This is a genomic window from Sphaerimonospora mesophila, from assembly GCF_001417795.1.
GTDB classification, from domain to species: domain Bacteria; phylum Actinomycetota; class Actinomycetes; order Streptosporangiales; family Streptosporangiaceae; genus Sphaerimonospora; species Sphaerimonospora mesophila.
On record NZ_BCBX01000047.1, the window covers coordinates 69,012 to 82,576 of the forward strand.

Genomic DNA, 13,565 nt, shown 5'->3' on the forward strand with positions numbered 1-13,565 from the left:
GGACCCTTACGTGGGTTCGGGCCCGCTCCCCGGTGCGGTTCGGGGTCGTCTCAGGGTCGTCTGGGGGCGTGACCCGATGCCCGGCCGCCACCGGCAAGATCAGGATGGGCGCATCCCCCAACACAAGGAGCGCTCGTGAACATACGTCATGCCTTCGTGGCGGCTCCCGCACTCTCACTCGCCTACGCGCTGATCAGAATCGTCGACGGGTTCGACGGCAGCCGGGGACCGGGCCTGGCCTGGACCGGCGGGCACCTGGCCTTCCTTGCCGCGCTGGTGCTGTTCGTGCCGGTCATGTGGGAGATGCGCCGGCTGGCGGGCCGTACCGCCGCCGCCACCATCGCCGCCGTGGTCGGAACGGCCGGGGCCGTGGCCGCCATCGCGCAGTTCGCCATCGACATCGTGGTGGGGTTCATGGCCGCCGACCACGAGGCGATGCGGGTGCTGTCCGACAAGGTGTCCTCGGTGCCCGGGGTGCCGCTGGTCGTCTACCAGGTCGGGCCGATGCTGTTCTACATCGGCCTGTTCGCGCTGGCCGCAGTGCTTGCCGCGAAGGGCGTGCTCAAGGTGTGGGCCGCGCTGCTCGTCCTGGCGGCCGTGGTGCTCCCCGCGGCCTCCCTGGACCTCCTGCCGATCAGCTCGCTGCTCCTCCTCGGCGGCCTGCTGCCCCTGGCGCTACGCCCAGCGAGGGCCACCGCCGCCCTGCGGTGAAACGCGAGCCGTGCCGGGGTTCTCTCCGGGGTCGTAGGGTGCCGGGTGGAAGTCCTCCCTCCTGCTTCGGGGCGTCGATGAGCGCGAGCGCGCAGCCGTACGGATCTCACCCGACGTGGCGTGAGGTGCGCCGTTATCTCAACGAGCACCGCCATCGACTCGCGAAAGCGGCCGATCGGCTTTATCCGGACCTGCCCAGGGTCGGATCGACGCACCTGCTCACCAGAGAGGCGTGGACGCCGCCCCACCCCGTGGATCTCCACGGGATCACCCTGCGATGGGTCGACCACCCGCCCGCTCCGATGGTGACCGGCCGCGAAGCGGCGGCCCGCGCCGTGCTCCCGCCGGGCATCCCCACGTACGCGCAGGCGATGGCGGCCCTCGACAGGCCAAAGCTGTTCGAGAACCGTACGTGCTACCGCCTGCTGGACGTCGCCTGGCCGGAGCTGGGCTTCACTCGCGGCCACTACTTCGACGGGGTCGACGTCGGCGAGACCGTCGCCCACGAGTTCGCGGCCGCACAGCACGGCGGAACGTCCCGGCACCCCGGCGGGTCCGGGCCGCTCGGCGGGTCCGGGCTCCGCCGAGCGACGGGACTGCCGTTCCGCCGGCTCATCGAAGACCCGACCGACCTGCGGTCCCGGCCCGCGCTACCGGCGATCTCCATGCTCACATTGCGCCGCGACGGCCGCACCGGCGCGATGACGTTCGTGCTCCACTGGCGTGACCCCGCACGGGTCGCGCACGGCGGCGGGCTCTATCAGGTCGTGCCGGTGGGAGTGTTCCAACCCGCCGAGGAGACGCCCCACGCCGAGACGGCCGACCTCGACCTGTGGAAGTGCGTGGTCCGCGAGTACGCCGAGGAGTTCCTCGGGCGGTCCGAGACGTACGGCGACGCGTTCGACTACGAGACCTGGCCCCTCTATCGAGAGCTGACGTACGCCCGGGAGAGCGGCAGGCTACGGTCACTGGTGCTCGGGATCGGCGTGGATCCCCTCACCTTCGCGACCGACATCCTCGCCGTGACCGTGATAGAGGCCGAAACCTTCGACACGGTCTTCGGCGACGTCGCCGCGGCCAACGAGGAGGGACGCGTCGTCGGCGCGACGGGCATCCCCTTCGACCACGACTCGGTGAGCCGGTACGTCCACCGCGAGCCGATGCAGGCGGCCGGCGCGGCCGTCCTCGAACTCGCCTGGAGGCATCGCCGATCCCTCGTCCCGTAGGTGTCCCACGCACGAACCTGCCGTCATCCCCCGCATGCCCCGGATCGACCCGGGCGGAGGGACCTTGATCGGTTCCGGCGGGACCACCCGCGAAGGTAAAAGAAAAGGAGAGACGCATGAGGCGGGTGTAAACTCCGGGTAATCGGTCAACAACCTTCGGTGAAACTCACAGACCGGCCCCTCCCCGGCGAGAGCGATGCGAACCGAAGGAGACATCGTGAGGATCGCCAAGCGGATCATCCCCGCGTTCACGGCCTGCGCCGCGGCGGGATGGCTCGTGATCGCGGGGTCGCCCGCCCAGGCCGACATCGTCCACCCCGATCCCGAGACCGCGAAATCGTCCGGGATTCTTGTGCAGGCGCAGCCGTCGGCGCTCTCCTGCACCTACAAGGTCCGGAACGTGCGAAAGTCGAGCTTCCTCAACGTACGCAAGGGCCCCGGCCTGAAGTATCGACCCGTGGGCAGGCTCACCGTCGCCGACGGCCGCTTCGCCGGTGCCTGCTCACCGTCCGGCCACTGGGTGGAGGTCGAGTCCGGTAACGGCGAGCGCGGCTGGGTGCACACCCACTACGTGCGCAGGCTGCCCGCCGCCGCGGACGCCCCGAGCAACCTGCCCGAGCTCTCCTGCGCCTACCGGCTCAGGCATGTGCGCAAGTCAAGCTTCCTCAACGTACGCAAGGGCCCGGGCCTGCACCACCGGCGGATCGGTCGGCTGCGGGTGTCCGACGGGCGCTTCCTCGGCGCCTGCGACAGCACGCGCGGCTGGACCGCGGTGAAGGCGGCGAACGGCAGATCGGGCTGGGCCTTCACCCACTACCTGCGCAGGGTCGCCTGACAGACCATCCTGGAGAACCAACCCCCGCCCCGCCCCCCGGCCATCCCAGCGGCCGGGGGGCGGGGTTTCCTCTGCCAGGTCGCCAGTGCCCGACACGCGCTAACCGAGATCGGGGTGCGGGAGGTATCGGTCCAGCCGGACGAGCCCCTCCTCGCTGGTCATCACGGTGTCCATGGCCGTGATCCGCCAGCCGGCGTCGAGCAGCATGGGCAGGAGCGGATGCACACCGGGCACCGCCACCTGGATCAGCTTCGCACCGGGATGCGCGGCTATCGTCTGCAAGATCACTTCCACGCTGTCCTGCGGCGTCTCGCCCCCCGCCGGTCCGATCACCAGTGTGTCGCCGACCATCCTGGTGAACGCGTATCCCCCGTCGCTGCGGCGTACCCCGGCCCCCGGCAGCCCGGCGTACCAGGTGAGACAGTCCGTACGGTCTCCACCGGAGATCACGGCGTCCATGACCGCCGCCTCCTGCGGGCCGACCTCCGCTGCCGCGGGCGGCCCGCCCTCGAACGGGCCCTCGAGGTAGAGCAACGGACAGCGCGGCCGCATGCCGTGCCGTATGTACAGCGCGAGCGCGCTCGCGTTGGCGGCGGCGAAGGTGATCTGGGGGGCGTCCCGGGGCAGCAGCCGGGCGAGGATCATCCGGCCGACGCCCGACGACTGGTGATCGGGAAGCACGAACAGGTCGCCGAGGTGCGTCAGCGAACCTCGGCGCAGTGTCCCGCCGAACCCCGCGATCCGGCCACCGGCCTCGCCCACGAGCAGCGTGCCGTACGCCCGTTCCGCGTCCAAGAAATCCGGCGTTTCGGGCCATTTGCTCAGGAGCTCGAAATACGCTCCAACGTCGCCGCGTACGCGCGGCATGTCCGCGTCCTCTGCGACGCGGATGGTCGCAGCCGTCATCGCCACCCCCCGCGCTGATGGGACAATCCTCCCATACAGCACGGAGCGCAGCTTCAGCCCTTCATGGCACCGGCGGTGAGCCCGCCGACGAGCTGGCGCTCCGCCACGGCGTAGAAGGCGAACGCCGGCACCATCGCCAGCGTGACGTAGGCGAGCACACGCGCGTAGTCGGAGGCGTACTGACCACTGAACTGCTGGACGCCCAGCGGGATCGTGAACCAGCCGGGATCGTTGAACACGACCAGTGGCAGCATGAAGTTGTTCCAGCTGAAGACGACGGTCAGCACGGAGACCGTGGCCAGCGCCGGCCTGGCCATCGGCAGCAGGATCCGCCAGAAGAAGCCGAACGCGCTGCACCCGTCGAGGGTCGCGGCCTCCTCGATCTCACCCGGGATGGCCCGGAAGAAACCGCGGAGGATGATGATCGTCATCGGCAGCTGGAACGCCGCCTGGGGCAGGATCACGCCGAGCGGGTTGTCCAGCAGCCCGAAGATGCGCAGCAGGACGAACAGCGGCAGGATCGCCACCGCGAACGGGAACATCAGCCCGGTGACGAACAGGGTGAACATCGCCTCCCGGCCGCGGAAGGCGAACCGGGCGAACACGAAGGACGCCATCGCGGAGAAGAGGACCACGATGATCGTCGTCACCAGCGCGATGAACGTACTGTTCCAGAGCTGTGTCCAGAACTCGGCCGACCCGAGGACGTCCGTGTAGTTCTCCGGCACCCAGGGGTCGGGCAGACCGAAGGCGTTGCTGGAGAGCTGGTCGGTGCTCTTGAATCCGCCGAGCACTCCGTACACCAGCGGGATGATGATGAGCGCGGCGAGCAACAGCACGAGCACCTGCAGGAGGGCACTGCGCATCGGGCCGCGGTTCACCGACGTGACAGTGGTACGCCTGTGGTCGCTCATCGCTGGTCTCGCAGCACTGTGGTCGCTCCTTCGAGGTCGCGGCGCATGACGTATCTCTGGTAGAAGAGCGCGAAGACGAGGCTGATCAGGAACATGATCACACTGATCGCGCTGGCGTAGCCGACCTGGAACCGCTTGAAGCCGAACTGGAACATCGTGACGGCCATGGTCTCGGAGGAGTGGACCGGCCCACCCTCGGTGAGGATCCACACCAGGTCGAAGAGCTGGATCGCGCCGATGACGGACAGGAACACGCTGATGCGGATCGTCGGCCCGAGCAGCGGCAACGTGACATGGCGGAACACCTCCCAGGAGGTCGCGCCGTCGATCTGGGCGGCCTCGGTCAGCTCCCGTGGAATGCCCTGCCGTCCCGCGATGTAGATGATCATATGGAAGCCGAAGTACTTCCACGTCATCACCAGGAACAGCGAGATCAGCACGATCTTCTGGTCGGCGAACCATTCCACACCGGGGATGCCGAAGAATCCCAGGAGCTGGTTGGCCAGGCCGTCGTCACCGGGCTGCATGATCAGGCCGAACAGCACGGCCGTGATCGCCTCCGACACGATGTACGGTGCGAAGAACACCAGCCGGTAGACGGCCCGCCCGGGCATCCGCTGGTTGAGCAGCAGCGCGATGCCCAGTGCCATCGGCAATTGGACCAGCAGCGACAGGCCGATGATGACGAGGCCGTGCCACAGGTCGCCGATGAACACCTCGTCGGAGAACGCCTTGGTGAAGTTGTCGAGCCCGATGAACTCGGTCGGCGGGCCGCCCAGGCCGTTCCACTTGAACAGGCTGGTGTACATGGCGACCAGGATCGGCGCCAGCACCAGCAGGCCGAACAGCACCAGGGCGGGGAGTAGGAACAGGACAATCGTGGTAAACCCCCGGAGCCGTTGCCGGCCCCGGGGTCTTGTCATCTTCACGCGGCAGCTACTCCGACTTCGCCGTCTCCGTGATGGCCTGAGCCACCTCTTCCGGCGTCTTCGTCCCGGCGATCAGCTCGGCCACGCTGTCGTTGACCTGCTGACCCACGGCCGGGGGATACGCCTGGTCGAGGTAGAGCTGGAACCCGGTGGCCGTCGCGAGGTTCTTGGCGACCACGGACAGGTTCGGGTCCTTGACCTCGTCCTCCTCGCCCTTCAGCACCGGAAGGACGCCACCCGACGCGACCGCCTTGCGGTGTTCGACGCTGTCGGTCAGGAACTTGAGGAACTCGACCGCCTCGGCTGGCGCGTCCGCGCCGACGGCGAAGCCGCCGCCACCGCCGAAGGCCTCGGTGATCGCACCCTTGCCGCCTTCAACGGTCGGGAAGGGGAAGAACCCGAGGTCCTCGCCGATGCCCTTGCCCGCCGACGACTGAACGGACGGCGCCCACTGGCCCATCAGCTCCATGGCGGCCTTCCCGTTGCCCATGGTCGCCGCCTGGCCGTCGGGGGTGTCGTACGCCGCGCCGAGGAAGCCCTTCTGGAACGGGTCGAGGTCGGCCAGCTCCTTCACCTTCTGACCGGCGGCGATGAAGTCGGGCCCGGTGAAGTTGTTGTCGACGCCGGCCTGCTTGAGCGCGTCCAGGCCGCCGATCCGCATGGCGAGGTAGGCCCAGTAGTAGTGGCCCGGCCACTTGGCCTTACCCGCCAGGGAGATCGGGGTGATGCCCGCCGCCTTCAGCTTCTTGACGTCGTCGATGAACTCCGACCAGGTCTGCGGCGGCCCGGCGATGCCGGCCTGCTTGAACAGCGCCTTGTTGTACCAGAAGCCGACCATCCCGATGTCGTGCGGGATGGCGTAGGTCTTGCCGTCGATCTGGTACGCCGCGAGCGCGGCGGGGGTGAACTGCCCGATCCAGGAGGCCGTGTCCGCGGTGAGATCCTTCACCAGCCCGGCATCGGCCTGCTGCTTGAGGACGCCGCCGCCCCAGCTCTGGAAGACGTCCGGAGCCTTGCCCGACTGGGTGGTCGTGGTCAACTTGGGCTTGAACGCGTCGTTCTCGATCGCGACGTTCTTGATCTTGATATTCGGGTGCTTGGCCTCGAAATCCTTGATGGCCTGAGCGCCGTACGACTTCAGCGGCTCGTTGGTCCAGATGTTCCAGAACTCGACGGTCACCTGGCCGCCGGCTTCGCTCTTACTGTCGCCGGCGTCGTCCCCCGTACTGCCGCAGCCCCCCAAGATTAACGCTGACGCCGCGAACAGCGCCGCGCCTCGTCGACTCAACTTCACGGTGGTTCCCTCCTGGATTTCCGAAACTTTCGGCTCATGTCCGATAGTTTCTGCGATGTGGCAGACGTTACAGTGGGTGCACCGCCAGATCAACGGCTGTTGTGCAGCTGTTACTCGTCTCGCTTCAGAAGGTCTACGGAACCGGTCGACGAAGGGGACACATAACACAAAGAGCCCATACCATCACGAGGATGGCATGGGCTCGTCTGCTTTGTCCGCCACTCGGGCGGTTGATCTCAGCTCTGCCAGGCGATCACTTCACGGTGGCCATGGGGCGTTTGCCGTACGCGTGCTTGACCAGGGTGATCAGGACCTCCTTGCCCGACTCGCGCTTGCGCGCGTCGCACAGCAGGACCGGAATGTCCTCACCCAGGTTGAGCGCCAGCTTCACCTCGGCGAGCTCGAACACCGGGGCGCCCTCGAAACAGTTGACCGCGACGATGAAGGGGGTGCCGCGCCGCTCGAAGTAGTCCACGGACGGGAAGCAGTCCGCCAGGCGCCGCGTGTCCGCCAGCACCACCGCCCCGAGCGCCCCGCGGGCCAGCTCGTCCCACACGAACCAGAACCGCTCCTGGCCGGGGGTGCCGAAAAGATACAGCATGAACTCGTCGCCGATGCTGATCCGGCCGAAGTCCATCGCCACGGTGGTGGTCGCCTTGGTCTCCACACCGGACAGGTCGTCGATGCCCACGCTGCGGTCGGTGAGGGTCTCCTCCGTCCGCAGGGGCCGGATCTCGGAGACCGCGCCCACCATCGTGGTCTTGCCCACTCCGAAACCGCCGGCGATCAGCAGTTTGATCGCCTTGGGCATCTTGGGCTGGTCAGAGCGCCCGAAGGCCATCGAGCACCGCCTTGTACATTCTCTCGTCCAGCACGTCCATCTCCGGCTGCGGTTGCTGCACGGCGACGAACCCCCGGTCGAACAGGTCACCGAGGAGGACTCGGACAATCCCGGCCGGCAGGTCCATGTGCGCCGCGATCTCCGCTACCGACAACGGCCTGCGGCACAGCCGTACGATCGTCTGGTGTTCGGGATCGAGGCCGACCTCGCGCCCGGTCGTGGGTTTGATCGTCACGGCGAGCGAGATCAGATCGAATCGGTCCTGCGCCTCCGTCCGGCCGCGTGCGATGACGTACGGCCGGATGGTGGGAGCGTCGAGAAGCCGGTCGTCGTCCGGACTCCAACCGTCCGGGCCCCACTCGTGTCCGCTCATCCGTGCCCCTCTCTCGTCACCGTTCTGGCCGGTGAGGTGAGGTACTGCCCCACCCGGGCGACGAGCATGGCCATCTCATAGGCCACCAGGCCGACGTCCGCGTCGCCGCTGCACAGCACGGCGAGGCAGGCGCCCTGACCGGCCACGGTCACGAGCAGGTAGGCCGATTTCATCTCGACGATGGTCTGCCTGACCGTGCCGCCGTTGAACCGCTCGCCGACCCCCCGCGCCAGGCTCTGCAGCCCGGAGGCCACGGCGGACAGATGCTCGGCGTCCTCGAGGCGCAGGCCGCGCGAGGCGGCCAGCAGCAGACCGTCCCTGGACAGGACGATGCCGTGCTCGGCCTCCCGGACCCGATCGACCAGATCATCGAGCAACCACGCCAAATCGGCGGACGCGCCCGTCTTCTGCGTCACTGGTCGTCCTTCCCTTCATGCCCTTCATCCAGCAGCTTCGCCGCCTCGGATCTGCCCTTCCTGGTGCCCGACTGGAACGAGCCCATGATCTTTCTGATGTCCTCCGGCGAACGATCTTCATCATCCTCGCCGTCGAGCACCGACTGCGGCCCGGCGGCCAGTTCCGGCGCCAGGCTGGCCTGCGGTACCCGGAACGGCAGGCCGGAGGGGGTGAACGAGGCCGGAGACGCGGGCCTCGGCACTTCGGTACCGACCGGCTCACTCGGCTGCGGTTCGGTCCGCGGTGGTTCTGGGACGCTCGTCGGTACGGAAACCACCTCCTGAACTGGTGCTGCGAACACCTCGGGCGCGCCGACGAGTGCCGTCTCACGGGCGCCCCCCGGCTGGAGGGACCTGCGCCCGTGATCCGTCGCTCCGTCGGACAGGACCTCCCCGCCCTCTGTCACCAGGTCGTGCGGCAGCAGCACGACCGCCGTGGTGCCGCCGTACGGCGATGCCTTGAGCGCGACCCGGATGCCGTGCCGTTCGGCCAGCCTGCTCACCACGTAGAGGCCGAGCCTCGCGGTGCTCGACAGGTTAAACTCCGGCGGGTTGGCGATCCGCTCGTTCGCCGCCGCCAGGTCTTCGGCGCTCATCCCCAGGCCGCGGTCCTCGATCTCGATCGCGTAACCACTGGCCACGGCCTGGCCGCCGATCTGCACGGTGGTGTACGGCGGGGAGAACGACACCGCGTTCTCGATCAGCTCGGCGAGCAGGTGGATCACGTCGCCGACGGCCCGGCCGGACAGCGCGGTCTCCCCCATCGGGAGCACGGTGACTCGCGTGTAGTCCTCGACCTCGGCGAGGGCGCCGCGTACGACGTCGACCATCGGCACCGACCGGCGCCAGGCCCGCGCGGGCGACGCGCCGGCCAAGACGATGAGGTTCTCGGCGTTGCGGCGCATTCGCGTGGCGAGGTGGTCGATCCGGAACAGGTCCTTCAGCTCGGACGGCTCGGACTCGCGCCGCTCCATCACGTCGAGCAGGGTGAGCTGGCGGTGGACCAGCGACTGCGTACGCCGGGCGAGGCTGAGCAGAATGTCGCGGATGCTCTGCCGGAGCTGGGCCTCCTCGACCGCGGTCCTGATCGCGGTCTCCTGGACCGCGTTGAACGCCGTGCCCACCTGGCCGATCACGTCGTCGCCGAACTTCAGGGGCGGCGCCTCCGCGGCGACGTCGACCTTCTCGCCCTGGGCGAGCCGGGCGACCACGCTGGGCAGCCGCTCGTTGGCGAGCTCCATGGCGGCGGTGCGCAGCTTCTCGAGCTGCCGGACCAGGGCCCGGGCCGTGGTGATGGACAGGATGATGGACGCGATGACCGCGACCAGGCCGAGAAGGCCCGCGAGCACCAGCCGGGCGATGACGCCGACGGCGACCGGTGTCGAGCGGTCGACCAGCCGCTCACCGGCCTCGCGCACCACGTTGTGCAGTTCGGTGAGGGCGCGCGCGGTCGTGTTCTGCCAATGCTCGGAGGTGACGGGCGGGATCACGCCGGGCCTGCCCTGCTGGGAGACCAGGTCTTCCAGGCTGTGCAGTCGCTCCAGTGCCTGGCTCTTGCGGAGTTGCTGGTAGGCCGTCGGATCCTCGTTCTCCAGATCCGTCAGCACGCGGTCCATGTTGTAGCGGTGCGCGCCCACGATCTGGGTGAACCGCACGGACTCGGTTCCGCTGAACCGCCGGGCCGCGACGACGCCCGCCAGCAACGCGTCCTCGCGCGAGATGAGCTCCCGGGTCCAGTTCAGCGAGATCAGGGTCCGGGTGTCCCGCGCGATCGCGTCGTCGTCCAGGGTGGCGAGCGACTCGTACGTCCGATACAGCGAGTCGATCAGATTGTTGAAGGCGGCGACGGCCGTGACCCGGTCCCGGCGCCCGGCGTCGATCTCCTTCCGGCCGGTGCCGAACTCGTCCAGCCGGCGGAACGTCTCGCCGATCCGCTCCTTCAGCACGTCATCCGCGGCGAACTCGACCCTGTCGGTGCTCGCGAGCTCGCGGAACTTCGCGGCCGCTTCGTCGGTGCGGGTCCGCTGGGCGGCGATCTGGCTCTTTCCGACCGCTCCGGGGTCCGCCAGATGGATCATCGTGAGCCGGCGTTCCTGCTGGAGTTGCAGCAGCAGCGACTCGCTCGGCTGGGCGACGTTCGTGTTGTATACCGAAACCCACGCCAGGTTCAGGCCGTCCCGCAGAGTGACCCACGCCGCGAAGGCCCAGAGGGCCGCGAGCGACACGAGCATCGCGGTGACTTTCGTCCGTACGCGCGAATTCCGGAAGCGCATAGACAGTTCCATTCAGCGGAAGGTTGAGAAGTTCAAAACAGCGCGTTCACCTGGGCCAACCCTCATCCAGGTCAGCCCTGAATGTTCCGTCCACTGCTGAAAACACGCCACATCTGGAACACCCTAGCAAGGGCCCCAAAAGCGCTCAACCCAATCAGACAAAGGGGGAAATGTCCGAATCAATGGTAATTACTGACCCGGGCGATCTTACTTGACTAGGCGCCTCACAACAAGTGGATCCGACTGCGCAAGATGCAGTGCGGCGAGCACCGCCGCCCTGACGACGGCCAGCGGAAGGTAGAGGTCCTTGTCGTGCCAGAGCGGCGGGCCGTCGACGATGTCCGCCGAGGCACGGAGGAGATATCCGTACCCCCGGGCGGCGGCCTCCTCGACCCGCTCCCCTTGCCCGGCCAGCAGGAGAACCTGCATCGCGTACGCGGTCTCCTCCGCCGTCCCCGCCCACCGTCCCCACGACCCGTCGTCACGCTGGGTCTCGAGCACCCAGCGCACCGCCCTGCGCACCGCGGGTTCCGCGGCGGCCCCGCCGAATTCGGCGAGCGCGAGCGCGCAGGAGACGGTCGCATAGTACGGCGAGGCGTGCCAGCGGTCGTCCCAGCTCCCGTCGGCCCGCTGCCGCTCGGCCAGCCAGGCCGACAGCCTGCCGATGACGGGGGCGTAGCGTGCCGCCGCGTCGGGCCGGACCGCCACATACTGCCCGAAGGCGTCCAGCACGTGGGCGTTCACGCTGACCGAGGACCCGTCCTCACCCTGCCAGGTGCAAAAGTGCGTCGGCGTCTCGAAGGCCCACAGGCTCTCCGGCTCGTACGGCATGCCGTGCAGGGCCAACGCGTACAGGGCGACGGAGGTGGTGTCGGCGTCCGCCGGCAGCCCCGACCCGGCGGGCGTGCCCGTCGGACCGATCGCGGCCCGGAGGTCGGCCAGCATCTCCGGCGGCACGTCGAAGGGGATCCGGGCGCGGGCCAGCCAGCTCAGCACCCAGCCGCGCTCGAACACGGTGATCGGCAGGCCGACCGGGACAGGACCGCCGTGACGCAGCGCCACCGCCTCGAGATAACGGCGGGCGGCGGGGCCGGCGCCCGCGTCGGCGGTCGCGCCGTCACCGAGCCAGGCCGCCGTCGCGGCCGGCGAGGCGCCGACCGTGCCGATGGGCGTCGGGTTCGCCATGCGGGCCCCCGCGGCCGAGTCGCCCGCGATCTCGAAGGCGTGCAGGAGCTTCTCCGGCAGCGCCGAGCCGGACTCCACCCGCCGCCTGATCAGCGTGATCGGGGTTTCGCTCATTCCCGTGGGCAGCCGGAGGGGTTCGACGTCCGAGCCCGGCATGGCCGCCAGATGCGCGTTGATGCGGACGACGAGGTCCGGAACGATCAGCTCGATGGCGGGCATGTCGGGCAGGCGAGCCGCCGTCTCGGCGAGCAGACCTGACAGCGCGCGCACACCGCGGAGCGCCGAGTTTCGCAGGGTCGCGGGGTCGGCGCCGTTGCCGCCGCGGGCGCCGGCCGACAGGATCGCCTCCGTGGCGCTGACCGTCGGCACCAGCGCGTAACCGTCCGGCGCTCCCCACGACCCGTCCGGCCGCTGCGTCGCGAGCAGGTACGCCACCCGGGCCTCATGACCGACCAGCCAGGGGGCGAGGGACACGAGTCGGCCGGTCTCGTAAACGGAGGGCGAGACCTGCCCCCAGGGCCGGGCCATCAGGTCCCGCATCAACTCGTCAGCGCCGGCGGTCACATCGACGGCCGCACTTGAGATCACGCCGCCACTGTTCACAGCTTGCCCCAATAGTCAGTGATGCCGTAGAAACCCATGCTGTAGCCGATCTGTCGCTCCAGATACGCCACTTCGAGAGGACACTCGTCCCGCAGCGGCTCCAGAAGTCCGCGGCAGCCGTCGACCAGGTCGCCGATCCGCCCGATGATCTCGGCTCGGCCGGCGCCCAGCATCTGCGCGTTGAGGTCTCCCCAGGTGACGTCGCGCTCGTACGTCGCCAGATCGTTCAGGAGACGCAGCACCCGCTGGACCTCGTCGCTCGCGCGCCTGAGCACGTCCAGCCGATCCAGGGCCGCCCGATCGCCGCCGATGATCCAGTAGGAGACGTTGACGAGAGAAGAGCCGAAATTGTCCGCATTGTTCAGATATTCGGTCAATGTCGGTAGAGGCGATCCGTCCTTGGCCGCCGTCTTCCAGTCCCATTCCCGGAGCATGGCCGCCAGCATCAGCTCCAACTCGGCCGCCCAGACCTCGCCCCTTTCCGCGAACGCCGGCGCGGCGGCCAACTCGCCCCGGATGTCGGCGAGGAAGCACCCCAGCGGAAAGTCGGGCTCACGCCGGCCGTCCACCGCCACCCGCAAGCAGCGGTCTACGACGGACTCCACCTCCTGACGGGATGTCGCGACATAGTCCAGCAGCCAGTCGACCGCGAAGATCCACAGTGCCGTGCGGTTGGCGATCCGCAGCCGATCGGCCGTCGCCCACGGAGCACCGAACGCGTTCGCGAGCGCGACGGCGTTGAACAACGCGGCGTCGAACGGGCTGTCGGGGAACAGTTCGGGGTAGGCCGCGGCGCACTCGCGCAGATCTCGCTGCGACTGCGCGGCCACCGCCGCGGCCGTACCGCACAGCCGGGCCGCGTCGATTTCGTCCGTCCTCTCGGCCGCCGTGGTCACTAGGCCACACTCCTCATTGTGAGGTCCGCATAGGGTCTCGATGTAGGGACTCGGCGGAGGCCGGGGTGACGGTCCGTTGTGGTCGCCGGTGAACGGCCAGCGTGACACCACCGCCCCCGGCCTC

General features: G+C 68.8%; 13 protein-coding genes. 3 read left to right on the top strand and 10 right to left on the bottom strand.

The annotated features are described in order from the left end of the window. Nucleotides 1-135 precede the first annotated feature (135 nt). The 3 genes from AP234_RS27680 (at nt 136) to AP234_RS27690 (ending at nt 2,772) form a co-directional block, all read left to right on the top strand. Nucleotides 136-711, top strand: a complete 576-nt coding sequence (locus AP234_RS27680; RefSeq protein WP_055482679.1) for a hypothetical protein — start codon at nt 136-138, stop codon at nt 709-711. Between the two features lie 77 nt (nt 712-788). After that, entirely contained in the window at nt 789-1,937 is a 1,149-nt protein-coding gene (locus AP234_RS36675) for a hypothetical protein (RefSeq protein ID WP_055482680.1), read from the top strand. A gap of 217 nt (nt 1,938-2,154) precedes the next feature. Further along, the gene (locus tag AP234_RS27690) at nt 2,155-2,772 is read left to right on the top strand and encodes an SH3 domain-containing protein (RefSeq protein ID WP_160330499.1); all 618 of its coding nucleotides are present in this window, start codon (nt 2,155-2,157) and stop codon (nt 2,770-2,772) included. A gap of 99 nt (nt 2,773-2,871) precedes the next feature. Here AP234_RS27690 and AP234_RS27695 read toward each other — a convergent pair whose 3' ends face one another. The 10 genes from AP234_RS27695 to AP234_RS27740 all read right to left on the bottom strand — a co-directional run bounded on the left by AP234_RS27695 (nt 2,872) and on the right by AP234_RS27740 (nt 13,441). Then, nucleotides 2,872-3,678: a GNAT family N-acetyltransferase gene (locus tag AP234_RS27695; RefSeq protein ID WP_055482682.1), complete on the bottom strand. Its 807-nt coding sequence runs from the start codon at nt 3,676-3,678 to the stop codon at nt 2,872-2,874. A gap of 53 nt (nt 3,679-3,731) precedes the next feature. Then, nucleotides 3,732-4,559, bottom strand: coding sequence for a carbohydrate ABC transporter permease (locus AP234_RS27700; protein WP_235558407.1), 828 nt, complete (start codon nt 4,557-4,559; stop codon nt 3,732-3,734). Between the two features lie 29 nt (nt 4,560-4,588). Beyond that, complete coding sequence (locus tag AP234_RS27705; protein ID WP_055482754.1) at nt 4,589-5,515, bottom strand: carbohydrate ABC transporter permease; 927 nt, start codon at nt 5,513-5,515, stop codon at nt 4,589-4,591. A gap of 13 nt (nt 5,516-5,528) precedes the next feature. After that, nucleotides 5,529-6,815: an extracellular solute-binding protein gene (locus AP234_RS27710; RefSeq protein ID WP_055482683.1), complete on the bottom strand. Its 1,287-nt coding sequence runs from the start codon at nt 6,813-6,815 to the stop codon at nt 5,529-5,531. Between the two features lie 253 nt (nt 6,816-7,068). Continuing rightward, nucleotides 7,069-7,656 carry a GTP-binding protein gene (locus AP234_RS27715; protein WP_055482684.1) on the bottom strand — a complete coding sequence of 196 codons (588 nt, stop codon included), beginning with the start codon at nt 7,654-7,656 and terminating at the stop codon, nt 7,069-7,071. After that, on the bottom strand, nt 7,637-8,029 hold the full coding sequence (locus AP234_RS27720; RefSeq protein ID WP_083502490.1) for a DUF742 domain-containing protein: 393 nt from the start codon (nt 8,027-8,029) through the stop codon (nt 7,637-7,639). Before AP234_RS27720 ends, AP234_RS27715 begins: the two co-directional genes overlap by 20 nt. Continuing rightward, complete coding sequence (locus AP234_RS27725) at nt 8,026-8,445, bottom strand: roadblock/LC7 domain-containing protein (protein WP_055482685.1); 420 nt, start codon at nt 8,443-8,445, stop codon at nt 8,026-8,028. Before AP234_RS27725 ends, AP234_RS27720 begins: the two co-directional genes overlap by 4 nt. After that, on the bottom strand, nt 8,442-10,715 hold the full coding sequence (locus AP234_RS27730; RefSeq protein WP_235558408.1) for a nitrate- and nitrite sensing domain-containing protein: 2,274 nt from the start codon (nt 10,713-10,715) through the stop codon (nt 8,442-8,444). The genes AP234_RS27725 and AP234_RS27730 overlap by 4 nt, the downstream gene beginning before the upstream one ends. A 249-nt stretch (nt 10,716-10,964) precedes the next feature. Further along, the gene (locus AP234_RS27735; protein WP_235558409.1) at nt 10,965-12,530 is read right to left on the bottom strand and encodes a prenyltransferase/squalene oxidase repeat-containing protein; all 1,566 of its coding nucleotides are present in this window, start codon (nt 12,528-12,530) and stop codon (nt 10,965-10,967) included. A gap of 11 nt (nt 12,531-12,541) precedes the next feature. Then, nucleotides 12,542-13,441 (bottom strand): terpene synthase family protein, encoded by a 900-nt coding sequence (locus AP234_RS27740; RefSeq protein ID WP_235558410.1) that lies wholly within the window; start codon nt 13,439-13,441, stop codon nt 12,542-12,544. Between the last annotated feature and the right edge of the window lie 124 nt (nt 13,442-13,565).

Excerpts from the sequence above, each read along its gene's own strand:
- AP234_RS36675 (WP_055482680.1), top strand. The coding sequence starts at position 789 with ATGAGCGCGAGCGCGCAGCCGTACGGATCTCACCCGACGTGGCGTGAG.
- AP234_RS27695 (WP_055482682.1), bottom strand. The coding sequence starts at position 3,678 with ATGACGGCTGCGACCATCCGCGTCGCAGAGGACGCGGACATGCCGCGC.
- AP234_RS27705 (WP_055482754.1), bottom strand. The coding sequence starts at position 5,515 with ATGACAAGACCCCGGGGCCGGCAACGGCTCCGGGGGTTTACCACGATT.
- AP234_RS27715 (WP_055482684.1), bottom strand. The coding sequence starts at position 7,656 with ATGGCCTTCGGGCGCTCTGACCAGCCCAAGATGCCCAAGGCGATCAAA.
- AP234_RS27720 (WP_083502490.1), bottom strand. The coding sequence starts at position 8,029 with ATGAGCGGACACGAGTGGGGCCCGGACGGTTGGAGTCCGGACGACGAC.
- AP234_RS27730 (WP_235558408.1), bottom strand. The coding sequence starts at position 10,715 with ATGCTCGTGTCGCTCGCGGCCCTCTGGGCCTTCGCGGCGTGGGTCACT.